The organism is Stenotrophomonas sp. YJH_SMC_120 (assembly GCF_059368675.1).
In genome coordinates this window covers 399739-424800 of record NZ_JCAFRY010000002.1, presented here as the reverse complement: position 1 = coordinate 424800, position 25062 = coordinate 399739, and the positions used below count along the sequence as shown (strand labels likewise).

At 67.9% G+C, this 25062-nt stretch carries 23 protein-coding genes and 1 pseudogene; 15 read left to right on the top strand and 9 right to left on the bottom strand.

All coding sequences use genetic code 11. The features are described 5' to 3' along the window. Window positions 1–43 precede the first annotated feature (43 nt). The 3 genes and pseudogenes from AC5P60_RS06020 (at window position 44) to AC5P60_RS06010 (ending at window position 1875) form a co-directional block, all read left to right on the top strand. The gene (locus AC5P60_RS06020; RefSeq protein WP_483693244.1) at window positions 44–1084 is read left to right on the top strand and encodes a ribonucleotide-diphosphate reductase subunit beta; all 1041 of its coding nucleotides are present in this window, start codon (window positions 44–46) and stop codon (window positions 1082–1084) included. Between the two features lie 25 nt (window positions 1085–1109). Next, window positions 1110–1577, top strand: a pseudogene (locus tag AC5P60_RS06015) (flavodoxin). After that, complete coding sequence (locus AC5P60_RS06010; protein WP_483693243.1) at window positions 1549–1875, top strand: thioredoxin family protein; 327 nt, start codon at window positions 1549–1551, stop codon at window positions 1873–1875. The pseudogene AC5P60_RS06015 and the gene AC5P60_RS06010 overlap by 29 nt, the downstream one beginning before the upstream one ends. A gap of 86 nt (window positions 1876–1961) precedes the next feature. Here the strand turns inward: AC5P60_RS06010 and AC5P60_RS06005 are convergent, their stop codons facing one another. Beyond that, on the bottom strand, window positions 1962–3293 hold the full coding sequence (locus AC5P60_RS06005; protein WP_483693242.1) for an Nramp family divalent metal transporter: 1332 nt from the start codon (window positions 3291–3293) through the stop codon (window positions 1962–1964). Between the two features lie 117 nt (window positions 3294–3410). Here AC5P60_RS06005 and mntR point away from each other — a divergent pair, with 117 nt between their 5' ends. Further along, the gene (mntR, locus tag AC5P60_RS06000) at window positions 3411–3881 is read left to right on the top strand and encodes a manganese-binding transcriptional regulator MntR (RefSeq protein WP_005413716.1); all 471 of its coding nucleotides are present in this window, start codon (window positions 3411–3413) and stop codon (window positions 3879–3881) included. A 39-nt stretch (window positions 3882–3920) separates the two neighbouring features. Here the strand turns inward: mntR and AC5P60_RS05995 are convergent, their stop codons facing one another. The 3 genes from AC5P60_RS05995 to fabR form a co-directional block, all read right to left on the bottom strand. Then, window positions 3921–4469 (bottom strand): thioredoxin-like domain-containing protein, encoded by a 549-nt coding sequence (locus AC5P60_RS05995; protein WP_483693241.1) that lies wholly within the window; start codon window positions 4467–4469, stop codon window positions 3921–3923. After that, window positions 4459–6618, bottom strand: coding sequence for a TonB-dependent receptor plug domain-containing protein (locus AC5P60_RS05990; protein WP_483693240.1), 2160 nt, complete (start codon window positions 6616–6618; stop codon window positions 4459–4461). Before AC5P60_RS05990 ends, AC5P60_RS05995 begins: the two co-directional genes overlap by 11 nt. A gap of 277 nt (window positions 6619–6895) precedes the next feature. Beyond that, window positions 6896–7552 carry an HTH-type transcriptional repressor FabR gene (gene fabR / locus AC5P60_RS05985; RefSeq protein WP_005409961.1) on the bottom strand — a complete coding sequence of 219 codons (657 nt, stop codon included), beginning with the start codon at window positions 7550–7552 and terminating at the stop codon, window positions 6896–6898. Window positions 7553–7644: 92 nt separating this feature from the next. Between fabR and AC5P60_RS05980 the strand changes: the two genes are divergently transcribed. Both AC5P60_RS05980 and AC5P60_RS05975 read left to right on the top strand, forming a co-directional pair. Beyond that, on the top strand, window positions 7645–8715 hold the full coding sequence (locus AC5P60_RS05980) for a ferredoxin reductase (protein ID WP_033833196.1): 1071 nt from the start codon (window positions 7645–7647) through the stop codon (window positions 8713–8715). 11 nt (window positions 8716–8726) lie between these two features. Next, window positions 8727–9875 (top strand): fatty acid desaturase family protein, encoded by a 1149-nt coding sequence (locus tag AC5P60_RS05975; RefSeq protein ID WP_005413710.1) that lies wholly within the window; start codon window positions 8727–8729, stop codon window positions 9873–9875. 5 nt (window positions 9876–9880) lie between these two features. Here the strand turns inward: AC5P60_RS05975 and AC5P60_RS05970 are convergent, their stop codons facing one another. From AC5P60_RS05970 to AC5P60_RS05950, 5 genes are all read right to left on the bottom strand, one after another. After that, window positions 9881–10216 (bottom strand): tetratricopeptide repeat protein, encoded by a 336-nt coding sequence (locus AC5P60_RS05970; RefSeq protein WP_005409958.1) that lies wholly within the window; start codon window positions 10214–10216, stop codon window positions 9881–9883. Continuing rightward, complete coding sequence (locus AC5P60_RS05965) at window positions 10216–10791, bottom strand: flavin reductase family protein (protein WP_033833194.1); 576 nt, start codon at window positions 10789–10791, stop codon at window positions 10216–10218. The genes AC5P60_RS05970 and AC5P60_RS05965 overlap by 1 nt, the downstream gene beginning before the upstream one ends. Beyond that, entirely contained in the window at window positions 10788–11417 is a 630-nt protein-coding gene (locus AC5P60_RS05960) for a superoxide dismutase (RefSeq protein WP_012480516.1), read from the bottom strand. The genes AC5P60_RS05965 and AC5P60_RS05960 overlap by 4 nt, the downstream gene beginning before the upstream one ends. 245 nt (window positions 11418–11662) lie before the next feature. Continuing rightward, the gene (locus AC5P60_RS05955) at window positions 11663–13183 is read right to left on the bottom strand and encodes a thioredoxin family protein (RefSeq protein WP_495201710.1); all 1521 of its coding nucleotides are present in this window, start codon (window positions 13181–13183) and stop codon (window positions 11663–11665) included. Between the two features lie 149 nt (window positions 13184–13332). Then, a complete protein-coding gene (locus AC5P60_RS05950) occupies window positions 13333–13782 on the bottom strand; it encodes a GNAT family N-acetyltransferase (RefSeq protein ID WP_483693239.1) in 450 nt (149 codons plus the stop codon). Between the two features lie 66 nt (window positions 13783–13848). Between AC5P60_RS05950 and AC5P60_RS05945 the strand changes: the two genes are divergently transcribed. The 9 genes from AC5P60_RS05945 (at window position 13849) to AC5P60_RS05905 (ending at window position 24935) form a co-directional block, all read left to right on the top strand. Beyond that, on the top strand, window positions 13849–14784 hold the full coding sequence (locus AC5P60_RS05945; RefSeq protein ID WP_049452230.1) for a TIGR03571 family LLM class oxidoreductase: 936 nt from the start codon (window positions 13849–13851) through the stop codon (window positions 14782–14784). A 125-nt stretch (window positions 14785–14909) separates the two neighbouring features. Continuing rightward, window positions 14910–15221 (top strand): DUF3817 domain-containing protein, encoded by a 312-nt coding sequence (locus AC5P60_RS05940; protein ID WP_483693275.1) that lies wholly within the window; start codon window positions 14910–14912, stop codon window positions 15219–15221. A gap of 153 nt (window positions 15222–15374) precedes the next feature. After that, window positions 15375–16571: an MFS transporter gene (locus AC5P60_RS05935; protein WP_049452228.1), complete on the top strand. Its 1197-nt coding sequence runs from the start codon at window positions 15375–15377 to the stop codon at window positions 16569–16571. Beyond that, the gene (locus tag AC5P60_RS05930; protein ID WP_483693238.1) at window positions 16568–17761 is read left to right on the top strand and encodes an isochorismate synthase; all 1194 of its coding nucleotides are present in this window, start codon (window positions 16568–16570) and stop codon (window positions 17759–17761) included. The genes AC5P60_RS05935 and AC5P60_RS05930 overlap by 4 nt, the downstream gene beginning before the upstream one ends. After that, window positions 17758–19410, top strand: coding sequence for a (2,3-dihydroxybenzoyl)adenylate synthase (locus AC5P60_RS05925; protein ID WP_483693237.1), 1653 nt, complete (start codon window positions 17758–17760; stop codon window positions 19408–19410). Before AC5P60_RS05930 ends, AC5P60_RS05925 begins: the two co-directional genes overlap by 4 nt. Further along, the gene (locus tag AC5P60_RS05920) at window positions 19410–20042 is read left to right on the top strand and encodes an isochorismatase family protein (RefSeq protein ID WP_231523037.1); all 633 of its coding nucleotides are present in this window, start codon (window positions 19410–19412) and stop codon (window positions 20040–20042) included. Before AC5P60_RS05925 ends, AC5P60_RS05920 begins: the two co-directional genes overlap by 1 nt. Beyond that, entirely contained in the window at window positions 20042–20299 is a 258-nt protein-coding gene (locus AC5P60_RS05915) for a phosphopantetheine-binding protein (protein ID WP_483693236.1), read from the top strand. Before AC5P60_RS05920 ends, AC5P60_RS05915 begins: the two co-directional genes overlap by 1 nt. Further along, the gene (locus tag AC5P60_RS05910; protein ID WP_495201708.1) at window positions 20296–24186 is read left to right on the top strand and encodes an enterobactin synthase subunit F; all 3891 of its coding nucleotides are present in this window, start codon (window positions 20296–20298) and stop codon (window positions 24184–24186) included. The genes AC5P60_RS05915 and AC5P60_RS05910 overlap by 4 nt, the downstream gene beginning before the upstream one ends. Beyond that, window positions 24177–24935: a 2,3-dihydro-2,3-dihydroxybenzoate dehydrogenase gene (locus AC5P60_RS05905; protein WP_483693234.1), complete on the top strand. Its 759-nt coding sequence runs from the start codon at window positions 24177–24179 to the stop codon at window positions 24933–24935. Before AC5P60_RS05910 ends, AC5P60_RS05905 begins: the two co-directional genes overlap by 10 nt. The last annotated feature ends 127 nt before the right edge of the window (window positions 24936–25062 follow it).

Below are 25062 nucleotides of genomic sequence, written 5' to 3'. Positions count from 1 at the left end.
GCTGGCCGGCAGCACGATAGAAAGAGAACGAAGGCAGAAAACCATGGCAACTCCCCTCGACCGCATCAAGATCCTCGAGCCGCGCCATCCCAACCGCAGCACCGGCATCATCAACGGCCGCACCAGCGGCATCCTCAACTGGAACGACATCCCGTACCCGTCGTTCTATCGGGCCTATAAGGAGCTGTCGACCAACTTCTGGATTCCCGACGAGGTCGACATGAAGCTGGACGCCCGCCAGTACGGCGAGCTCGACGCGCGCGAGAAGAACGCCTACGACTCGATCATCGGCCTGCTCGCCACGCTCGACTCACCGCAGACCCGCTTCATCTACAACGTGGCCGAGTACATCACCGACCCGGCCGCGCACGCCAATGCGGCGATCATCGGGCAGCAGGAAGTGATCCACAACGAGAGCTACAGCTACGTGCTGGCCTCGATCACGGACCTGCCCAACCAGAACCGCATCTTCGAGATCGCCCGCACCCACCCGACCATCATCAGGCGCAATGCGCCGATCATGGGGGCGTATGACGATTTCATGCGCGAGAAGACCGCCGAGACCCTGCTCAAGTCGTTGATCCAGTCCTCGATCCTGGAGGGCATTAATTTCTATTCCGGGTTCGCGTACTTCTACAACATGGTGCGGCAGAACCGCATGAACGGCACCGGCAAGATCATCAGCTTCATCAACCGCGACGAGCTGGCGCATACCAAGTTCATCAGCGAGCTGATCCGCGCCATCATCGGCGAGAACCCCGAGCTGCAGACCAACGAGCTGACCGCCTACGTACACCAATCGTTCGAGCATGCCATCGAGCTGGAGACGCAGTGGTCGTCGGAGGTGCTGGGTGGCATCGACGGCATCGACGTGGACGAGATGGTGCGCTACGTGAAGTACCGCGCCAACAAGATGGCCGGCATGCTCGGCATCGAACGCCTGTACAGCGACACCACCGACAACGTGATGCCGTGGATCAAGGCCTACGCCGACAACTTCACCGAAACCAAGACCGACTTCTTCGAGATGCGCAATGCAAGTTACAAGAAGACCAACGTCGACAACGGCTTCGACGACCTGTGAGTCCGGCGCCGCGCTGAGCATCCTGGTGGTGGTCGCCTCGTTGAGCGGCAACACCCGCGAGCTCGGCCGGCAGATCGCCGAGCGTTGCCGCGCCGCAGGTCATTAGGTTCACTGGCAGGAGGCTGACGACCTGCGCCAGGCGCCGCCGCTGGCGGCCGACGAGGCTGACCTGGTGCTGCTGGGTTGCTGGACCGACAACGCCGGCCGCACGCCGTCGGAGATGAAGGCATGGGTGGCCGGCATCGCCGAGCGCGGCGAGCGGCCGCGGCAGCTGGCGGTGTTCGGCACCGGCGAAACGCAGTGGGGGCAGGAGTACTACTGCGGCGCCGTGCACCGCCTGATCCGCTACTTCCGCAGCGACTATCCGCCGCTGGAAATCGAACAGATGCCGCATGGTCAACGCCATGCCGGGGCCATCGAGGCCTGGACCGACGCGGTCCTGGCCCACTATTGGAGCAACACCGATGCAGATCATCGACGCCACCACGCCTGAGCAGTTCCGGCAGCTGCTGGCCGAGCACCCGCGGGTGCTGGTGGATTTCCACAAGGGCCAGTGCCCGGGGTGCCGGATGCTGGAGATGTCGTTGCACCGGGTGGCCAACAGCGTGGCGGGGCAGGGCACGACCCTGCTGCGCGTGCAGCTGGAAGTGCTGGGTGAGGCGTTCTTCAGGGAGCTGGGGCTGCGGCAGACGCCGACGCTGTCCCTGTTCCGTGATGGTAACGAACGCACGCGCCTGGCCGGGTTCCAGTCGCCGCAGCAGATCGAGGCCGCGATCGCGCTGCATCTGTAGAGCCGAGCCATGCTCGGCTGCTGTTCGTGCCGGGTGCGATGAGTCGAGCATGGCTCGACTCTTCAACGGCGCCCTGGCATTTCACGCTATGCGCCGTTGAAGGTATCCACCAGCAGCTTCACGTTCAACACCACGATCACCAGCGCGATCACCCAGGCGATCGCGCCTAGCCAGCGCGGTGCCACCAGCGCCCCCATCGTCACCTTGTCGGTCACGATCCGCACCAGCGGGATGATCGCGAACGGCAGCTGCATTGACAGCACCACCTGGCTCAGCACCAGCAGCTTCACCGCGCCCTGGTCGCCGAACAGCAGGATCACCACCACCACCGGAATGATTGCCAGTGCGCGCGTGATCAGCCGCCGCAGCCACGGCGGCAGGCGCAGGTGCAGGAAACCCTCCATCACGATCTGGCCGGCCAGCGTGGCGGTCACTGTCGAATTCAGGCCCGACGCCAGCAGGGCCACCGCGAACAACGTCGCCGCCGCGCCCACCCCCAGCATCGGCGCCAGCAGCTGGTGGGCCTGTTCGATGTCTTCCACGTCGAAATGGCCATTGGCATGGAACACCGCCGCCGCCAGGATCAGGATGCTGGCGTTGATGAACAATGCGAGGGTCAGCGCAAGGGTACTGTCGGTCACCGCCCAGCGCAGCGCGCTGCGACGGCCCTCATCGGTGCGCGGGTAGGCACGGGTCTGCACGATCGACGAATGCAGGTACAGGTTGTGCGGCATCACCGTGGCACCAATGATGCCGATCGCGATGTACAGCGCGTGCGGATCGGTCACTACCTGCGCGCGCGGAATGAAGCCGCCCAGCACGTCCATCACCGGCGGTGCGGCCAGCGCGATCTGCACCATGAAGCAGCCGAAGATCACCATCAGCAGTGCGATCACGAAGGCTTCCAGCGCCCGGAAACCGCGGTTCATCAGCAGCAGCACCAGCAGTGTGTCCAGGGCAGTGATGACCGCGCCCCACAGCAGCGGCAGGTCGAACAACAGCTTCAGCGCGATCGCGGTGCCGATCACCTCGGCCAGGTCGCAGGCGATGATCGCCGCCTCGCACAGCGCCCACAGCGCCAGGTTCACCGGCTTGGGGTAACGCGCGCGGCAGGCCTGGGCCAGGTCCATGCCGGTGGCGATGCCGAGCCGCGCCGACAGCGCCTGCAGGATCACCGCCATCAGGTTGGAGACGAGGATGACCGACAGCAGCACGTAGCCGAAGCGCGAACCGCCGGCGAGGTCGGTGGCCCAGTTGCCCGGGTCCATGTAGCCGACCGAGATCATGTAGCCCGGGCCGAGGAAGGCCAGCAAGCGGAACCACCAATGGCCCTTGTCGGGCACCGCGACCGAGGCGTTGAGCGCGCCCAGGCTGGCCGCAGTGGAGGCCGAAGGGTCGCGGGGTGCCAGGGTGTTCATGGGTCCGAATATAGCTCCTGCTATAGTCATTAGCAATGTGAAACAATCGTCTTTATCGCGTTACTGGTCCAGAATTCAGGTTCAACACCGGATCACCCCGGAAGGACAGGCGCAGGCGTGGGCAAGACCGACGATTCGACATCGCTGAAAAGCACCCCCTTGATCGAGGCCGAGCGCCAGGTCGAGAGCTTCCGGCAAGTGCGCGAGGCGCACCGGATGGAGCTGGTGGAGGACTATGTCGAGCTGATCTCGGACCTGCTGGCCGACGGCGGCGAGGCCCGCCAGGTCGACATCGCCACCCGCCTGGGCGTGGCCCAGCCCACCGTGGCGAAGATGCTGCGGCGCCTGGCCCGCGATGGCTGGGTGGTGCAGCGGCCGTACCGCGGCGTGTTCCTGACCCCGGAAGGCGAGGCGCTGGCCCATGCCAGCCGCCAGCGTCATCAGACCGTGGAGCGTTTCCTGCTGGCGCTGGGCGTGGACGCGGATACCGCGCGGCGCGATGCCGAGGGCATCGAGCACCATGTGAGCGAGCAGACGCTGGCGTTGTTTGAAGCGTTCGTGCGCAAGGCCGAGGGCGGGGCGCCGTAACGGTAGCGCCGGCCATGCCCGGCGGCATTTCGCGCGACCCTACAATCCAGGCGGGCAGCGTGCCTGTTCCTGCGCGCACGCCCGTTTCGTCCATTCCTTCAACACCGGCTGCAGGCCTTCATAGCGCCGGCCTTGCCAGCCATTGGCCAGCACCTGGCCGTCGGCATTGATCAGTACCAGATTCGGCGGTGCCAGCCCGGCCAATGCCTGCAGTGCCGGCATTCGCGCGGCGCGGCGCGGGTCCAGTACCGGCCACGGCATGTCCTGCGTGTACATGTAGCGGCGCAATGCAGCCTCGCTCTCATCCAGGCTGACGTACACCACTTCGGTATCGGCGCCGGCCTCGCGCAAAGCGTCGCGTACGCTGCGCAAGGTGGGTACAAAGGCATGGCACGGTGCGCACCAGTCGCCGCCGAAGTACAGCGCCACCAGCCGCGGCGGCGGTGTCCACTGCATCGGCCGCAGCGAGCGCTGTTCCGGCCGCATCAGCGAGGCCGAAACCTGCGCGTGCAGGTCCGTGGCCATTGCGGGTGCGCCCAGCAGCAGGGCGCTGACCAGCGACAACGTTCGCAGCAGCTCAGAACGCATAGCGCAGGTTGACGTACCACGAGCGCGCGAAACGCGGCCCGTAGACATAGTCGCTGTCGCGCAGCGCGCCCACTTCCAGATCCTTCTGGCGCTGATCGAACACGTTCTTGACGCCTGCGGCTACCGACACTTCCTGCTGCGCCTGCGCCCCCAGATGCCGGTGCCAGCGCGCCCCGAGGTCGGTGACCAGGAATGACCGCGTGCGGTGCAGCTCGCCCAGCCGGTTGTTCAGCACCGACATCGGCCCGGTATGGCGCAGCGCGACGAAGGTCTCCCACGGTTCGGCCGGCATCCAGCTGAGCTGGGCCAGGCCGGTCCAGCGCGGGGTCTTCAGGTAGTCGCGGCTTTCGATCACGGTGTCGCCACCGTCGCCGCTGTCGTCGAAGATGCGCTGCGGTTCGCGGAAGCGCGAGCGATACCACGAGGCACCGGCGGTCAGGCGCCATTGCGGTGAGGGTTGCCAGCCCAGGTTGGTTTCCGCGCCCATCACATTCGAGCCGGAAGCGTTGTAGCGCAGCTGGCTCAGCTGGCCGTCATCGCCGCGCTGGATCTCGCCCAGCGCGAAGGTATCGCGAATGCGTGCATAGGAGGCCGTAGCATCCCAGCTCCACACCGGATTGGCCGGGTCCGAACGCCAGTCGAAGCCGAACAGGGTGGTCAATGCGCGCTCTTCCTTCAGGCCATCGGTATTGCGCACGCGTACCTGTTCGCCGCCGAGCGTATCGACGTGCACGTCCTCGACGAAGATCTCCGGAGCACGGAAGCCGGTAGCGATGCCGGCGCGCCATTTCAGGTTCGGGTTAGCCTGCCAGGCCAGCGCGATGCGCGGCGAGAACACCGCGTTGTCCAGCTCCGAGCTCTTGTCCACGCGGGCGCCCAGCACCAGGTCGACGTTGTCACGCAGGCTCCATTCGTCCTGGATGAAGGCGCCCAGGTTGTGGAAGGTGGCGTCCTCGAGCACCGCAAGGCGCTGGCCGTCACCGGTGCGATTGTCGTCGCGCAGCGCCTCGTGCTTGTACTGCACGCCGAAGGCCAGCGCGTGCGCACCGAACCGCCAGTTCAACTGGCTGTCGATGTAGTGCAGCGGGTTGTGGGTGCGGCCGTACTGGCGCCACGAACGCGAGGCCGCGCTGCCGGCCACATTCGGGTCCAGCTGCGATGGGTCATAGCCGGGCGCGGACGGATCGGTGACTACGTCGCCCAGACCGCCGTAGAAGCTGTCGCGGTCAATGTCGGCGAAGGCGTAGGCCAGGCGGAAATCGACGTTGGCATTGACTTCCTGGTCCCACGACACGCTGCCGCGGCGGTATTTCGTATCCAGCGATTCGGCGATGTTGGCCAGGTATTCCGGCTGGTCCAAGCGGTTGCCGCCACGCCGGGTTTCATCGGTCACCTGCAGGTCCAGGCGCAGCCGCGTGCCCGGCGTGGGGGCGTACCAGGCCTGCAGCCCGCCGACCTTGAGGTTCTTGCGGGTGATCTCGGTGTAGCCGTCACCGTTGTAGTCGATGCCGCTGTTCCAGTTGCGCTGGGCAATCACCGACAGGCCGGCGTCTGCTTTCTTGGCCACCAGGTCCAGCCGCGCATCGGCGCTCTTCTGCGGCGTGCCTTTCAGGACATCCACGCCGGCCTGGACATGCCCACCGCTGCGCGCCGGCAGCGGCGGAATCAGGTTGATCACACCGGCAACCGCACCCGGGCCATACAGCGCCGAACCACCGCCCTTGACCACTTCGATGCGGTCGACGAACCCGGCAGGAATCTGTTCCAGGCCGTACACGCTGCCCAGCGTGGACAGCAGCGGGATGCCATCGAACAACAGCTGGTTGTAGGCGCCGGGCAGGCCCAGCAGCTGTACTTCGCTGGTGTTGCAGTTCTGGCAGTTGCTCTCCACGCGCAGGCCGTTGATCAGCTCGGCGGCACGCGAGAAGTCGGTGGCCGCGCGCAGCGCGATGTCTTCCTTGCGCAGCACTTCGGTGCGGATCGGGACATCGGACAGCAGGCGTTCGCTGCGGGTGGCGGTGCTGACCTTGACCTGCACGCGGTCCAGCTCGGTTGGCTTCGGTGTGGCGGCCAGTGCGGGCAGCGGCAGCGTCAGGGCGATGGCGGCGGCCAGGGGCAGCCGATGGAAGAAGGGGGTGGCAACGGGCATGAGGGCGTGGTCCTTGGGGGAAGAAAGGCGGCGAGGGCGACCTGGCTGACGCATATAAAAGCAGCGGCTCATCAATATAGCAAGTGCTATACAAGGAAGCCGCAGCAATTCCGAGTGGAGCGCTGGTCGAGTCAGATCATGACGGTGTTATAACATTACATAAAAGACCGGCAACCCTGCCGGTCGTCATGTTCGGAAGTTGGAGTTGCCGTTTGGGGCAGGGAGACGGGGGCAGTGCCCTTTCCTGAGGAAAGCGACCCGGCCCCGGGGCCGATCGTCAGCCGCGGCGGAACGCGGCGGGGGTGCGGGCGCCGACGATGATCATGCGGATCATCGTGGAGATCTGCTCGACCAGTTCCGGATCCTTCTCCGGCGGCAGGTCCATGGCGGTCGCGCCCATCGCGAACACCAGCCGGGTGATGGCCTTGGCCACCAGTTCCGGGGCATGCAGTACGGCGCCATCCAGTGCGGCCAGTCGCACCAGGTCGTGCTGCAACTCTTCTTCGAAGTAGTGCAGCTCGCGTTCGACCGCGTGCTTGAAGTCGTCCGAGCCGACCGCGCCTTCGCGCAGCAGCACGTGCAGCAGCTTGTCGTCGGCGCGCAGCTGCTCCATGAAGGTCTCCACCGAGACCCGCACCACGCTGGTGGCGGTGGAGGTGGCGCGCTGGCGGGCCTCGCCGATGATGGTGCGCAGCGAGCGGCCGGCGGCATCGATCAGCGCCACGGCCAGTTCATCCATGTCGCGGAACTGCCGGTAGAAGCTGTTCGGCGCGATGCCTGCCTCACGTGCCACTTCGCGCAGGCTGAGCGTGGACAGGCTGCGGTGCGGCCCGATCAGTTTCAGGGCGGCGGCCAGCAGATCCTCGCGGCTCACCGTACGGCGGGCCGGGCTGTTGGCATCTTCGGGCGTCGACAAGGCGGTGGCGGCGGCCATGGGGGTTCCGGTGGGGCGAGGCTGAATCATACCCAATCCGGTTCAATATACACATGTATACACAGGTGTATGTGCGCCCGTATAGTTCGCTCATGAGCGCTGTCGTCCGTCCGTCCCTGTTCTCTCCGTATCGCTGGGTCTCGCCGTCGCTGTTCGATTTCTGGGCGGGCCAGCTCAATCCCCTGTGGACCCTGCGCGAGCCGGTGGCCCGCCTGGTCCGGCGTGAGCCGGCGGGCGAGGGCGCGGCGACCCTGGTCCTGCGCACCAACCGGCACTGGGCCGGCATGCGCGCTGGCCAGCACGTCACCCTCGGCGTCGAGATTGAAGGACGCCTGTGGCAGCGCAGCTACAGCCCCACCGCACTGGGGCGGCGCGAGCTGGCGATCACCGTCAAGGCGATCGACGGCGGCCGGGTCAGCCAGCATCTGGTCAACCACGCGCAGCCGGGCGAACTGTTCCGCCTCGATGCCGCCTTCGGCGAGTTCCATATGCCGGCCGCGGCGCCGGTGCTGCTGCTGGCTGCCGGCAGCGGCATCACGCCGATGCGCAGCCTTTTGCGCGACGCCTGCCAGCGCCCGCTGGCAGCGCCGGTGGACCTGTTCTACTGGGAGCGCACCGCCGCCCATCTGCAGTTCCGTGATGAACTGCAGGCGCTGGCCGCGGCCCATCCGAACCTGCGCGTACACCTGCTGACCACCCGCGAGGGTGAGGTGCCGGCAGCGCGAATCGATACCCATGATCTGCAGGTGGCCGGCGATGACACGCCGCTGGCGCAGCGCCATGTGCTGGCCTGCGGCCCGGACGGCTTCGTTGCTGCCGCGCGTGAGCGCCTGGCGCACCAAGTGGCTGGCTTCCAGGCCGAAGCCTTCACCCCGCCGGCGCCGCTGCGCGATGCCAGCAGCGAAGGCGAGGTGTCGCTGACGCTTGCGCGCAGTGGTCGCCAGCTGAGCGTGCCGCGTGGCCGCTCGCTGCTGGAAAGCCTGGAAGCCCATGGCATCAAGCCCAAGCATGGTTGCCGCATGGGCATCTGCAACACCTGCACCTGTGATCGCGTCAGTGGCGCCACCCGCCATCTGCGCACCGGCGACCTGCAGTCCGAATCGGCACAGCCGGTGCGGATCTGCGTGAGCGCACCGACCACCGACCTGACTTTGGATCTCTGAGGACGCCTGCCATGACCCGCGCTACCGACCGTGCCCTGAGTACTGCCGAGATGCATGCCTTCGGTGAGGAACTCGACGCGATCCGCGACCGTGTGATCGGCAGCCTCGGCGCCTCCGATACCCGCTACATCCGCCGGGTGGCTGCCGCCGTGCGCTGGTTCGGCGTGGGCGGCCGTGGCCTGCTGTTCCTTGCGGCATTCTCGCCGCTGTTCTGGATGCCGCTGCTGTGGCCGGCTGCGATCACCGGCACGCTGCTGCTGGCGCTGTCGAAGATCCTGGAGAACATGGAGCTGGGCCACAACGTCATGCATGGCCAGTTCGACTGGACCGGCGACCCCAAGCTCAATGGCAACACCTACGAGTGGGACATCGTTGCCACCGCCGACAACTGGCGCAAGACCCACAATTTCCGCCACCACACCTACACCAACGTGCGTGGCATGGACGATGACATCGGCTACGGCCTGCTGCGCATCTTCCCGGAACAGCGCTGGAAGCCGTTCTACCTGCTGCAGCCGATCATTGCGCCGATCTTCGCGTTGCTGTTCCAGTGGGGCGTTGCCGCGCAGGACCTGCGCCTGGGCCGTTGGCTGAAGGGCCGCATCAGCGGCCGTGCGATGTGGATGCAGACCCGCCCGGTGGCGCGGAAAATGGCCCGCCAGGTGCTGAAGGACTACGTGTTCTTCCCGCTGCTGGCCGGCCCGTTCTTCCTCACCGTGATGCTGGGCAACATGGTGGCCAACGGCCTGCGCAACATCTGGACCTACGTGATCATCTTCTGCGGCCACTTCACCGCCGAATCGGAAACCTTCCCGAAGGAATGCCTGCGCAATGAATCGCGCGGCCACTGGTACCTGCGCCAGCTGCGTGGATCGTCCAACATCAGTGGCGGCTTCCTGATCAACGTGCTGTCGGGCAACCTCAGTCACCAGATCGAGCACCATTTCTACCCGGACCTGCCGGCCAACCGCTATGCGGCCATCGCCAAGGAAGTGAAAGACATCTGCCGCCGCTACGGCCAGCACTACAACAACGGCTCGCTGCCGCGCCAGTTCGGCCAGGTGGTCTGGCGCATCCTGCGCCACGCGTTCCCGAGCAAGCCGCGCCGCCTGCCGATGTCGGACATCATGTCCGCACCGGCATCGGCCAACGCGGGCTGATCGACTCAGCCCGCTTTCGCCAGGTCCGCCTGCTCGCGGTCCAGGCGTCGCAGGAACACCTGCATTTCCTTGCGTGCCTGCTGGTCGCCCTTGCTGCCGGCCACGCTCAGGCCGCGTTGCCATGCTTCGCGCGCCGCCTGCGGCTGGCCACTGGCCAGCCAGGCCTTGCCCAGCAGCTTCCACGCCGCCGAGTACTGCGGATCAAGCACCACGCAACGGCCCAGATGGGTGGCCGCGCGCACCGGGTTGCCGGCGTCCAGCCAGCCCTTGCCCAGGCCGAAGCGCAGCAGCGCGCCGTCCTTGCCGGCGGCGAGCATGCATTCCAGAGCTTCGATGTTCATCAGCGCACCTCCACCAGCAGCTCGGCCGGGCCGGGCTGGAAGCGGCCGCGATGGAACAGCAGCGGCGCGCCGCCGTTCTCGTGCACTTCGATGATGCGGCCGGCCAGCAGCAGGTGATCGCCCACCGGCCACTGTGCGTGGCGGGTACAGGTGAGATGGGCGACCGCACCGGCGATCCGCGGTGGTGCGTCCTCGTCGTCATCCAGCAATGCCAGGCCATCGAAGCGGTTGCGCACCTGCGGATCGGCAAAGCGCCGGGCCAGCGCTTCCTGGTCGGCCGCCAGCACGCTGATCGCAAAGCGGGTGGCGCGCTGGAAGGTGGACAGGCTCTGCGCGTGCAATGCCAGGTTCCACAGCACCAGGGGCGGCTGCAATGACACCGGCACGAACGAATTGATGGTCAGGCCGATGGGCTTGCCCTGCGCATCGCGTGCGCAGACGATGGCCACGCCGGTAGGAAAGTGGCCGAGCAGCCGCCGCAGTGCGCGCGGCGGCATCTCGACCGACGGCACCGGCGCCGGGGCGGGGAATACTCCCGCCCACGGCCCGGCGTACGGCAGTGTCTCGCCGCTCATGAGGCCCTGGCCTGGCGGTAGCGCCGGCCGACCTCGGCCCAGTTGATGATGTTGAAGAACGCACCGATGTAGTCCGGGCGACGGTTCTGGTAGTGCAGGTAGTAGGCGTGTTCCCAGACATCCAGTGCGAGGATCGGGGTGTTGCCCGACAGGCCCACGGCTGCACCCATCAACGGGCTGTCCTGGTTGGCGCTGCTTTCCACCTGCAGGCGGCCATCGCGATCGCTGGTCAGCCAGGCCCAGCCGCTGCCGAAGCGGGTCTGAGCCGCCTTGGTGAAGGCGTCCTTGAAGGCATCGAAGCCGCCAAGATCGCGGTCGATGGCGGCGGCCAGCTCACCATCGGGTGCACCACCGTGGGGGCTGAGCACGGTCCAGAACAGGCTGTGGTTGGCGTGGCCACCGCCGTTGTTGCGGACCGCGCCACGCTGGGCCTCGGGCACGGCATCGAGGTTGGCGATCAGCGCCTCGACCGGCTGCTCGGCGATGCCAGCCTGCTCGATGGCGGCGTTGAGATTGTTGACGTAGGTCTGGTGGTGCTTGCTGTGGTGGATTTCCATCGTGCGCGCATCGAAATGCGGCTCAAGGGCGTCGTAGGCGTAGGGGAGCGGGGGAAGCGAGTACGACATCGAAGCAATCTCCGTGGGGAAGGCCAGAGGGCTGGCCGTGGGGAGACTGTTATCGCACCTCAACATTGGTTGAGGTCAAGGGGCGGGGGGAGGAAATGCGTGAAAGGGAGCAGGAGCGGCATGGTAGTGCCGGCCGCTGGCCGGCAATCAGCGAAGGTCGGGTTGCCGGCCAGCGGCCGGCACTACCAGAACCCGCTTTTCGAATCCTCACCGGCGCGGTGACGTGCCCGCCGCCAGCGTTTTCATCAACTCAACCAATCCTTGCACGCGCCATCCACCTGATCGCCGCAGGCCTGCTGCATCCGCTGCTGCAGTCGCGCCAGTGTTTCGGCGCCCTGGTGCTTGCCGCTCCACGTCTTCAACTGCCCGGCCAGGCGCTCGAAGCGCTGGCGGGTGCGCTGGTGGTAGCCCGACGGCTGCGCTTCCAGTTCGGCGATCAGCGAGGCCGTGGCCTGCTCGATGCGTGGTGCGTCGTCCGGCGCCAGCTTCAGCAGGCCCTCCACGTACAGCACGCCCCACTGCACGCGGGTGGCCGGGCCCTGCGCGCCATCGTAGGCACGCTTCAGCCACTCCAGTGCCCCGGCGGTGTCGCCGCGCTGTTCGGCCAGCTGGGCCAGCTCGGGCATGTAGTAGTACGGCTGTTCGCTGCGCTTCAGCTCGGCCAGCAACAGCGCTTCGGCGCCCGCGTCGTCGCCGACCTCGCGCAGGGCATAAACCGCGCTGCTGATCGTGGCCTGGCGTGCATGCGCATCGGTGGCGGCGGCATCGGCAGCGGCCACGCGCTGCTTGACCCGATCAACCAGGGCCACGGGCAGTGCGCCCTTCGGCTGCTGCTGGCGGGCCAGCGATACTTCGGTCAGCGCACGCGACAACGCGTCGTCGGCGCGGTCACCGCGCTCGGCATCTGCGCGCTCCAGTGCGACCAGCAGCTGCTGCCCAAGCGTGTTGCTGGTGGCTGGGCCGGCGCTGGCCTGCTTGACCAGCGAGGCGCCCGCGTAGCCCAGCAGTTCGCGGTTGCGACGGACTTCCGCCGGTTGCGCCAGTACTGCCTGCAGCAGCTCACGTACCTCGGTAGGCGAGGCATCAGGCTTTTCAGCCGTTGCCAGGGCGAGCAGGGCGAAGCGGCGTTGCAGGGCGGCATCCGGTGCCGCCTTGGACAGCTGGCGCAGCACATCCTGGCTCTTGCGCTCGTCGGCCAGGCGGTTGGCGTCGACTTCCCAGCCGTAGTCGCTCAGCACCTGCCAGTCTTCGGCGGCCAGGCGGTCCGGCGTCGCCAGCGCGGTGGCCAAGGTGGCGGCGACGGCACTGCGGCGGCCTGCGGCAACGGTCAGTGCACGGGTCAGTTCGGCGGCGTCGTTGCCGCCGGCCACGCGGGTGATTTCGTTGCGCTGTGGGTCCAGCACGATCAGGGTCGGATAGCCGCGTACGCCGAAGCGCTCACCCCAGGCCTGCGTTCCTTCCTCGTCGCCATCCAGATAGACGGGCACGAATTTGCTGGTCAGCGCGATGAAGGCCGGGTCCTTGAACAGGCCCGCCTTGAGCTGGTTGCACGGCGGGCACCAGACCGCGCCCCAGTACAGCAGCACCGGCTTGCCGCTGTCGGCGGCTTCGGCGAAGGCATCGTCCACATCGCCCTGGCGCCAGGCGATTCCCTTGGCCGGCGCAGGTGCCTCGGCGGAGTTGGCGGTGGAAACCGGGGCCGGGGTGCAGGCGCTCAGCGCCGAAGCCAGCAGCAACACGGAAAGCGCGACGCGCATCAGCAGCATCTCGAAGGGCAGGGTGACAGGCCATTGTAGGAACCGCCGGGGAGCCCGCTGATTCAGTTTGCTCATGACGGGCGTGCTGCAGGGCATAACGCCCACCGGACATTGCCGGGCATTGCCGGGCATTGCCGGGCAACGCCGGGCGGTTGCCTTCAGGCCGCTGCCCGCACCATCTGCTGATACACCAACCCATTGAACTCGCCGACGTCACCGTCCAGCGCGAAGCCATAGCGCAGGTAGGTCGGCACTGCATTGAGCGAAGCGCGCACGGTCAGGACCGGCTCGCGCACCTGTGGAAGCACCGCCTCGAACAAAGCATGGCCAATGCCCTGGCGCTGGCAGGCGGGATCGACGAACAGCATCGCAAGGTGCCGGCCCTCCTTCAGTTCGATCACGCCGACGACACGGCCGTTCTGCTCTGCCACCAGGATGTGGTTGTCGCCCTGCAGGCGCGCGCCGAATGCTTCGGCAGCGGCGACACTGCCGAAGGTGGCGATGCCGGCCGCGCTGAGCGAAGGCGCGACCGCCGCAGTGAACGCAGCCAGGCACACCGCACTGATCGCGGGCAGGTCATCGACGTGGGCAGGGCGGATCGTCGGCATGCAGTGTTCTTCCGGTAGTGGGCGGCACGTCATCGTTGCCGCAGGCCTGCACGCTAAGCTGGCGGCATGAGTGATTTCAATCCTGCTTACGCTGCCTTGTTTCCGCAACAGGGCCTGAGCCTGGGCCTGATGACGCCTGTCGCCGCGCATGGACTGGCCGATCCGCATGAGGCGCGGCGCATTGCGCGACTGGCCGATGATCTGGGCTTTGCTGCATTGTGGACGCGTGATGTACCACTGATGGTGCCGCAGGGTCCGGACGCGACAGCAAGCGCGCTGGATGACCCGTTTCTGTGGCTGGGCATGCTGGCTGCCGCGACCGGACGCATCGTGGTAGGCAGCGCGGCCATCGTGCTGCCATTGCGGCAGCCGCTGCAGGTGGCGAAGTCGGCCTTGAGCCTGGACCGGATCAGCGGCGGACGGTTCGTGCTGGGCCTGGGTTCGGGGGACCGCCCGGAAGAGTTCGCCGCATTCGGCGAGGATCTGGAGGGCAGGGCGGCGACCTTCCGTGCGCGTTGGACCTTGTTGCGCGCGGCGCTGTCACCGGAGGCCGATGAGCGGACCGCCGTACTGCAGGCGACGGGTGGCTTCGACGTGCTGCCGGCGCCGGCAACCCGCATCCCGATGCTGGTGGTGGGTACCGCGCGGCAGAGCCTGCAGTGGATCGCGCGCGAGGCTGAAGGCTGGGCCACCTATCATCGCGAGGAGGCCGCACAGGAAGGGCGCATCGGCCTGTGGCAGCAGGCGCTGGCGCAGCGTGGTGGGCCAGGCAAGCCGTTCGTGCAGTCGATGCTGCTGGATCTGCAGGCCGATCCGCAGGCGCCAGCCGAGCCGCTGCCGCTGGGCCTGAAGGTCGGCCGCGATGGCCTGCGTGACTATCTGCTGCGCGTGCATGCGCAGGGCGTGGCGCACGTGATGTTCAACCTGGTCGACAACGGGCGGCCGATGGACCTGGTGCTGCGCGAGATTGGTGAGCACGTTCTGCCATACACGCTCCGGTAGGTGTCCACCTTGGTGGACACGCTCCAGCAGTTGAGCACGGCTCGACTCTACATGGCGTTCGCATCTGCGTATCATTCGCATTTGATACCCCGATGCCGGAGCCCCGCGTGACCCAACGTTCCCCAATGCACCCGACCGGACGCCTGTTCGCAATTGTCGCTTTCATCGAGGCCGTGACCTGGGCCGGCCTGCTCATCGGCATGTGGATGAAGTACGGCCCGATGGCCAACGTGGCGCTGGTGAAGGTGTTCGGGCCGCTGCACGGCGTGGCCTTCCTGGTCTATGTGGCAGTCACCCTGTTTGCGGCGGTGCGCCTGCGCTGGCCGTGGTGGGCCAGTGCCCTGGCCCTCCTGGCAGCCATCCCGCCGCTGGTGACGCTGCCGCTGGAGTGGTCGTTCAAGCGCCGTGGCCTGCTCGGCCCGCGTGCAATGCGCTGAACCCACTGTTGCGCGCCCATTCAAGAGAATGGGTATCAAATGCAAATACGAGCCGTTATCATTTAAAGGTGGCATCCGGTCCTGAGCAGGGCCGGTGCCGGGCGGGGTGCGCAGGCGTGCCCGGCCATCCCTTCCTGTTACGGCTGGTGTTCCATGCACGCGCGTCCCGTCGTTCCCGGCTTGCCGGCGCTGGTGTTGGCTGCCTTGATCGGCACCATGGCGATGATGTCCTTCGTCGCCGTGATCGGCCCGGTGGTCCGCATGCTCGGCCTGTCCGAGTGGCATGCCGGCCTGTCGGTCACCGCCGCAGGCGTGTTGTGGATGCTGGCCGCGCGCCCCTGGGGCCAGCTCAGCGACCGCATTGGGCGCAAGCGCGTGCTGATCCTGGCGATGAGTGCCTATACGGCCGTCTACATCGCACTGGCGGTGTTCATCGACGTCGCCCTGCAGGCGGTGCCGCCGGTACTGGTGTCGGTGCTGGTGCTGGTCGGCGCGCGTGGCCTGATCGGCCTGTTCTACGCGGCGGTGCCTCCTACCGCAGCCGCGCTCATCGCCGACAAGGCACCGACCGGCCAACGTGCGAAGTTCCTCGCCCGCCTGGGTAGCGCCAACGCGCTGGGCATGGTGCTCGGCCCGGCCGCCGCGGGCTGGCTGGCCTATACGAACCTGTCGTTGGCGCTGTACGTGGCCGCGCTGCTGCCGTTGCTGGCACTGGCATTGCTGGCCTGGCGGCTGCCGGCTACACCACCGGTGGTGGGCGCGTCCGCACAGCGCCGTGCGCCGATGAGCCGTCTCGACGCGCGCCTGCGCCTGCCGCAGCTGGCAGCGTTCATCGCGATGGTCTCGGTGACCATCGCGCAGGTCACGGTCGGCTTCTTCGCGATTGATCGCCTGGGCCTGGATGCGGCGGCCGGTGCACGCATGGCCGGCATCGCACTTACCGCCGTTGGTGTCGGCCTGATCCTGGCGCAGGCGCTGGTGATGAAGCTGGAGGTACATCCACGCCGTTGGATCGTCCTTGGCGCCCTGATTTCCGGCATTGGCTTTGCTTCGGTGGCGGGCGTGCAGCAGGGCTGGCAGTTGCCGGCGGCGTACGCGCTGGCCGCGTTTGGCATGGGCTTCGTATTCCCCTCGTTCCAGGCGCTGGCCGCCGATGCGGTGGGGGCGCACGAGCAGGGCGCCGCCGCCGGCACCGTCGCTGCCGCGCAGGGGCTGGGCATGGTGGCCGGGCCGATGCTCGGCACGCTGTTGTATCGCGGCGGGCCAAGCCTGCCTTACCTGCTGGTCGGTGCGCTGCTGCTGTTGCTGTGCGCGCTGGCTGCAGCGCATCGGATGAAGGAGACCCCATGAACGATTCCCTGATGCAGGGCGCGTGGCCGGAGGCTGCGCCAGCGCCACTGGACAGCACCGACGACGCGTCGCTGTTCCTGCTGCAGCATGCCGGCCAGCACGTGCATGCACGCGGCTGCCGCGCCACGCTGCCGGCCGGTGCACTGGCGACATTGGCAGAACGCGTCTCGGCGTTCTTTGCCCGGCAGCGTGGCGGCCCGGGCCTGCTGGTTGGCGCAGTGCCGTTCGAACCGCGTGCGGACGATGCGCTATTCCAGCCCGAGCGCCTGCTGCCGGCGCTGGCACTGCAGCCGCAGGCCGCACCGCCGCTGGACGGTGCCCTGAAGGCCGAGCCTGCGCCGCAGGACTATGCGTCAGCGGTTGCCGCGGCGGTGCAGGTACTGCGCGCGCCCGAACTGAACCTCCAGAAGGTGGTGCTGGCGCGCAGCCTGCTGGCACGCACGCGGCAGTCACTTTCCCCGGAGGTGCTGCTGGCACGCCTGGGCGCGGATCCTTCGGTGGCGACCTATGCGGTTCCGCTGCCGGTGGAACCGGGTCAGGCACCGGCCTGGCTGGTGGGGGCGACGCCGGAACTGCTGCTGCGCAAGCGCGGCGCCGAGCTGTTGTCGCATCCCCTGGCGGGTTCCGCGCGGCGCAGCGCCGATGCCGCCGAGGACGAGCGTGCGGCGCAGGCGCTGCTGGCCTCGACCAAGGACCACGACGAGCACCGCCACGTGGTCGAAGCCATCGTCGAGGGCCTGGCACCGTACTGCAGCCACATCGATGCGCAGCCGCGCCCGGTGCTGCATGCCACCGCCAGCATGTGGCACCTGGGCACCCGCATCCACGCCACCCTGAAGGATCCGCAGGCGTCTGCCGCCGAACTGCTGGCGCAGCTGCACCCCACGCCGGCAGTCTGCGGTACGCCACGGTTGGCGGCGCTGCAGCGCATCCGCGAGCTGGAACCGGTGCCGCGCGGCTTCTACGCCGGTGCCGTGGGCTGGTTGGACGCGCAGGGTGACGGCGACTGGTACGTGGCGATCCGCTGCGCGCGCCTGCAGGGCACGCAGCTGCGCCTGTATGCCGGTGCCGGCATCGTCGCCGAGTCACACCCCGAGGCCGAGGTGGCCGAAACCGCAGCGAAGTTCGCTGCCCTGTTGAACGCGCTGGGTGTCCATGAATCCGCGCCCGCCATCGAGCCTGCCGCATGAGTACCTCCACTGACTCTTCCCGCCTGCCGCTGCAGCAGGTGTGGCCCGACACGCTGGTGGCGCGCTATCGCGAAGCCGGTCACTGGCGTGGCGAGACCTTCCCGGGTTTCCTGCGCGAGCGTGCAGAACGCTACGCCGATGACATCGCGGTAGTCGCCGGCGACGTACGCCTGAGCTATGCGCAGCTGTGGCATGAGGCAGGCCGCATCGGTGCGGGCCTGCTGGCGCTCGGCCTGCAGCCTGGCGAACGGGTGCTGGTGCAGCTGGGCAATACCGCCGGGTTCATCACCACGGTCTGCGGCCTGTTCCGCGCCGGCCTGGTGCCGGTGTATGCGTTGCCGGCGCACCGCATCACCGAGCTGGTCCACTTCGCCAGCAAGGCGGAAGCCAGTGCCTACATCACCACCGCACTGCACGATGGCTTCGATCATCGCGGGTTGGCAAGGGCGCTGCAGGCCCAAGTGCCGGCGGTTCGCCATGTGGTGATCGACGGCGATGCGGCGGAATTCATCGCGCTGGAGGCACTGCACGGCGATCGCAGCCAGCTACCGTCCGATCCGGACCCGCAGTCGGTGGCGTTCCTGCAGATTTCCGGAGGCAGCACCGGGCTGTCCAAGTTGATTCCTCGTACCCACGACGACTACATCTACTCGTTCCGCGCCAGCAATGACCTCTGCGGCATCGACCGCGACAGCGTCTATCTGGTCGCGCTGCCGGCCGCGCACAATTTCCCGATGAGCTCGCCGGGCTTCTTCGGCGCACTGTATGCCGGCGCCCGCGTGGTGCTCAGTCCAGGCCCCGGTCCGGATGCGGCCTTCCCGCTGATCGCCCGCGAGCAGGTGACCTGCTGTGGGCTGGTGCCGCCGCTGGCGTTGCTGTGGGCACAGGCCGCCGCCACCAGCAAGCATGACCTGTCCAGCCTGCAGGTACTGCAGGTAGGCGGCGCCAAACTGGTGCCGGAAGCCGCACGGCGGGTGATCGATGGCCTTGGCTGCACGCTGCAGCAGGTGTTCGGCATGGCCGAAGGCCTGGTCAACTACACGCGGCTGGATGACCCGGAGGAGCTGATCGTGGCCTGCCAGGGCCGGCCGATCAGTCCGGATGATGAAGTGCGCGTGGTCGATGACCATGACCAGCCGGTGGCCGAAGGCGAGGTGGGGCATCTGCTCACCCGTGGGCCGTACACCATCCGCGGCTACCACAACGACGCGGTGGCCAATGCGCGCTCGTTCACCGATGACGGCTTCTATCGTACCGGTGACCGTGTGCAGCAGCTGCCCGGAGGCTACCTGGTGGTGCAGGGCCGCGCCGGTGACCACATCAACCGTGCCGGCGAGAAGATCTCCGCCGAAGAGATCGAAGATCACCTGCTGGCCCACCCCGGTGTGTTCGATGCGGCCGTGGTCTCCATTCCCGACGAGTACCTGGGCGAGCGCAGCTGTGCCTTCGTGATTCCGCAGGGCGAACCGTTCAAGGCGCCGGCGCTGAAGTCCTGGATGCGCGGGCGCGGCCTGGCGGCGTTCAAGGTGCCCGACCAGGTCGTGTTCGTCGACAGTTTCGATACCACCGCGGTCGGCAAGATCAGCCGCCGCGAACTGCGCGCGCAGTTGCGTGCGCGTCATCTGCAACAGACAGGAGGAACGCGCTGATGGCGCTGCCCCGTATCACCGATTACCCCTTGCCGACCGCCGCCGAACTGCCGCAGGCACGCGGCCCGTGGCGCCCGCAGCGCGATCGTGTCGCCTTGCTGGTGCACGACATGCAGCGCTACTTCCTGGCCGCATTCGACGCCGGCAATGCACCGCTGCGGCCGGCCGTGGACAACATCGCACGCCTGCTGGCGTATTGCCGCGCGCGCGGTATTCCGGTGTTCTACACCGCCCAGCATGGCGACCAGGATCGCCGTGACCGTGGCCTGCAGGCCGACCTGTGGGGACCGGGCATGCGCCGCAGCGCCGACCATGAACCGATCATCGACGCGCTGGCACCGCAGCCGGGCGAGCACGTGCTGGTCAAGCACCGTTACAGCGCGTTCCAGCGCAGCAACCTGGAGACGCTGATGCGGGTGCGTGGCCGCGACCAGTTGCTGGTGACCGGCGTGTACGCCCATATCGGCTGCACCGCGACCGTGGTCGAAGCGTTCCAGCGTGATATCGAGGCCTTCATTGCCGCCGATGCCGTGGCGGACTTCTCGCGCGCCGATCACGATCAGGCGCTGCATTGGATCGCACGCACCTGTGGCGTGCCGATGACCACCGACCAGTTGCTGGAGGTGCTGTGATGGCTGCCACCGTTGAGGTGCTGGATCTGGAGCGGATGCGTGCCGACGTGGCACGCATTCTGGAATGTACGCCGGCCGAGATCGGTGACGACGACAACCTGATCGACCTGGACCTGGACTCGATGCGCATGCTCGGCCTGGTCCTGGCCTGGGGCAACACCGGCCTGCCGATTGAGTTCTCGCAGTTGGCCGAGCACACCACGCTGCGCCAGTGGTGGAACGTGGTGCAGACGCTGCAGGCCGCGCAGAACGCATGAACGCCGCTGCGCTGGCCACGCCGGTGGCATTGACCGAGGCCCAGACCGGACTGTGGTTTGCACAGCGGCTGGCGCCGGACAATCCGTCATTCAATACCGCGCACGCGGTGTGGATCGATGGCCCGCTGGACGTGACCGCGTTCGTCACAGCGGCAGACCAGGCTGCGGGCGAAGCCCAGGCCTTTGCGCTGCGCTTTGCCGAAGGGGCCGATGGCCAGCCGCTGCAGTGGTACGACCCGGCACATGTGCCGCTGCTTTCGGTGCGTGATGTGTCCGTCGAGGCTGATCCAGCCCCTGCGGCACGCAGCCTGATGCACGCCGACCGGCTGAGCCCGGTCGACCCCGCCCGCGACCGGATCAGCCAACAGGTGCTGCTTGAGCTGGGCGGGCAGCGCTGGGTCTGGTACCTGCGGGTGCATCATCTGGCGGCCGATGGCTATGGCATGGCGCTGTTCACCGATCGCGTGTGCGCGTTGTACGCCGGCCGCATGGGTGAGCCACTGCCGGGGCTGGCGGGCGTGCTGGCCGATGATGCCGCTTATCGTGCCGATCCGCGCCGCGCGCTGGCCGGGCAGTGGTGGCGTGAGCACATGCAGGGCGCACCGGCAGGCGTGGGCCTGGCCGGCACGCTCGCGGCCAGTGACGACGCGCTGCGCTGGGTGCAGCCGCTCGATGCGGCCTTCCGTGAGCAGCTGCTGCAGGCCTCGGTGCGTTGGCTGCAGCCCTGGCCGGATGTGCTGGCCGCGTTGTCGGCCGAGTACCTGCGGCGGATGAGCGCGGCCGATGAAGTGGTGCTGGGCGTGCCCTACATGGGGCGGCTCGGCAACGCGTCGGCGCGGGTGCCGGCGATGGTGATGAATGTGTTGCCGCTGCGCGTAGCGGCCGGCGAGGGCAGCGTCGAGGCCTTCACCCGCGGCCTGGGCCGGAAGCTCAGCCAGGGGCGCAAGCACGGCCGTTACCGCGGTGAGCAGCTGCGCCGGGACCTGGGCCTGGTCGGCGCGCAGCAGCGCCTGCACGGTCCGCTGGTGAATGTGCAGCCGTTCTACAAGGCGCTGGCGCTGCCCGGCGTGCAGGCGACGCCGGAGGTGCTGTGCACCGGGCCGGTGGATGACCTGACGCTGGGCTTCCGTGGCGATGGCCAGGCGCTGCTGGATCTGGAAATCGAGGCCAATCCCGCGCTGTACAGTCGCGAGGATGTCGAGGCGCACGCGGCGCGGCTGCTGCATTTCGTATCGGCGGCGCTGCAGGCTGACGATATCGCAGCCGTGCCCCTGGCGACGCCCGAGGAGGCGCAGCAGGTGCTGCAGGAATTCAATGCCACCGCGCACGCGCTGCCGGAGACGACCCTGGTCGAGCTGCTGCAGCAGGGCATGGATCGGGACCCACACGCGCCTGCGCTGGTGTTCGGCGACGCTGCTTTGGATTACGCAACGCTGGAAGCGCGCAGTTTCGCGCTGGCGGCGCAGCTGCGGGCGATGGATGTCGGCCCGGGCAGCGTGGTGGCGGTGGCATTGCCGCGCTCGCTGGAGCTGGTGATCGCGCTGGTCGCGGTGCTGCGCGCAGGCGCGGCCTATCTTCCGCTGGACCTTGCCCATCCCGATGAGCGGCTGGCGCGTATTCTCGCCTCGGCACAGCCTGTGTGCGTACTGGCTGTGGCCGAGGATTCGGCGCGCATGGCCGGCGTACCGGTGCTCGCGCCGGAGCAGTGGACCGCGCTGAGCTTCGCCGCGCCATGGGCCGATCCGGCGCCCAGCGATGCGGCGTATGTGATCTATACCTCCGGTTCGACCGGCGAGCCGAAGGGCGTGGTCATCGAACATCGTGCCATCGTCAACCGCCTGCTGTGGATGCGCGAGCACTACAGCATCCGTGCCGACGACCGCGTGCTGCAGAAGACCCCGGCCACCTTCGATGTCTCGGTCTGGGAGTTCTTCCTGCCGCTGCTGTGTGGAGCCACGCTGGTCGTCGCCGGGCCGGACGGGCATCGCGATCCCACTGAACTGGCGCGGCTGATCCGCGAGCATGGCATCACCACGGCGCATTTCGTGCCATCGATGTTGGATGCCTTCCTCGCTGCACCGGCCTCCGAAGGGCTGCAGCTGCGACGGGTGTTCACCAGTGGCGAGGCGCTGGATGCTTCGTCCCGCGACCGCTTCCACGCGCGTGTGCACGCCGAGCTGCACAACCTGTATGGCCCGACCGAAGCTGCGGTGGACGTCAGCTACTGGCCGGCGTCGGCGCAGGATCGTTCGCGGCCGGTGCCGATCGGGTTCCCGGTCTGGAACACCCGCCTGTACGTGCTGGACGCCCGGATGCAGCCGGTGCCGGTGGGCGTGGCCGGTGACCTGTACCTGGGTGGTGTGCAACTGGCACGCGGCTATCTCGGTCGCGATGACCTGACTACCGAGCGCTTCCTTGCCGATCCTTTCCTGCCGGGCGAGCGTATCTACCGCACCGGCGACGTGGCACGCTGGCGGCGCGATGGTGCGGTCGAGTACCTGGGCCGCAGCGACCACCAGGTGAAACTGCGCGGCCTGCGTATCGAGCTGGGCGAGATCGAGGCGGCACTGCGCGAGCTGCCTGGCATGGAGCGGGTGGAAGTGCTGCTGCGCCAGGACGCGCCCGGCGATGCTCGGTTGGTGGCCTATGTGCCAGCGGCGCTTGCCGATGCCGTAACGCTGCGCAGCCACCTGGCCACGCGTGTGCCGGACTACATGGTGCCCTCGGCGTTTGTCGGCGTGGACCACTGGCCGGTGACCGCCAACGGCAAGCTCGATCGCAACGCCTTGCCGAAACCACCACAGCATGAGGTCGCTGGATTGGCACCGCGCACGCCGTTGGAACAGGAACTGGCGTTGCTGTTCGCACAGGCGCTTGGGCGTGAGGCGCCGGTGGCAGTGGATGCAGATTTCTTCAGTCTCGGCGGTGATTCGCTGTCGGCGGTGCACCTGCTGCTGGCGATCGAGCAGCGCTGGCGCTGCGATCTGGGTCTGGGTGCCTTGTTTGCCCAGCCCACCGTGGCCGCGCTGGCAGTTCGCATTGCCGAGCCGCCCGCGCTGGCCGATCACGCACTGGGGCCAGTGATCGCGCTGGCCGCGACCGACGCTGCCGGGCCCACGCCGCTGTTCGTGCTGCACCCGGCCGGGGGGATCGCCTGGAACTACCGCACCCTGGCCCGGGCACTGCAGCCGGCACGCCCGGTGTATGGCCTGCAGTCGCCGGCCCTGGGCGCGCGGCTGCCGCTGCCAAGCAGCATCGAGGCGATGGCCAACGACTACGTACAGCGCGTGGTCGCATTGCAGCCGAAGGGGCCGGTGCATCTGCTGGGCTGGTCGGTGGGTGGCATCCTCGCCCAGGCGATGGCGGTGCGCCTCCACGAGATCGGGCGCGAAGTCGGCGAGCTGGTGCTGCTGGACGCTTATCCCAGCGAGTGCTGGCGGGCCGAGCCGGAACCCGATGCCATCGCTGCATTGCGGGCACTGCTGGCGATTGCCGGTCATGACCCGGATGCGCATCCGGAACTGGACAGCCGTGAACGCATTCTGGCGTTCCTGCGGCGTGGTGGCAGTGCACTCGGCAGCCTGCCGGATGTGGTGCTCGACGGCGTGGTGCGCGCGGTGACCGGCACCAATCGATTGATCCGCGAACACATCCACCAACCGTTCGATGGCACGCTGGTGCACGTCCGCGCGGGCCGGGATCACCAGGCGCGACCACAGCTGCAGTCGGCGTTGTGGCGGACCCACGCGCGCAAGGTGCAGGCCTTGGAACTGCCGTTCCTGCACGCCGAGCTGACCGGCCGCGATGCGGTGGCGCAGCTGGCGCCGTGGTTGTCGGCGCGACTGCGCCAATGGGACGAGCAACAGGAGATCGCAACATGCAGTTGACCGGCTTTGAAGGCCGCGTGGCGTTGGTGACCGGTGCCGCCGGCGGCATCGGCGAGGCACTGGTACGGCTGTTGGCCGAGGCCGGCTGCACGGTGGTGGCGACCGATCGTGAGGCGCCACACGTGGCCGATACGCGGGTCAGGTCGTTCGCACTCGACGTGACCGACAGCGCAGCGGTGGACGCCCTGGTGGATCAGGTCGAATCCAGCATCGGGCCGATCACGCTGGCGGCCAGCGTGGCCGGCGTGCTGCACGTGGGCAGCGTCGCCGAGACCGGCGACGCCGACTGGCGCCGGGTGTTCGCGGTCAACGCCGATGGCGTATTCCACGTTGGGCGTGCCTTGGCGCGGGTGATGTCGCCGCGCCGGCGGGGCGCGATCGTCACCGTCAGTTCGAATGCCGCCGGCGTGCCGCGGCACGGCATGGCCGCCTATGCCGCGTCCAAGGCCGCCGCCACCATGTTCACCCGCTGCCTCGGGCTGGAGCTGGCGCCGCTGGGCATCCGCTGCAACATCGTCGCCCCGGGGTCCACGTTGACCCCGATGCAGACCGGCATGTGGCAGGACGCGCACGGTGCCGAGCGGGTGATCGCCGGCAGCCTGGAGACCTACAAGGCCGGCATTCCACTGCGCAAGCTGGCCACCCCCGAGGACATTGCGCACTCAGTGATGTTCCTGCTCTCCGACCAGGCCGGGCATGTGGCGATGAGCGACCTGTATGTGGACGGCGGCGCCACCCTGCGTGGGTGAGCTTTTGTAGAGCCGAGCCCATGCTCGGCTGTTCCTTCAGAGATACGGATGCCTGAAGGAAAAGCAGCCGAGCATGGGCTCGGCCCTACAACAAACAGCGGGTTGATCCGGTAGCGGCGGGCCAAGA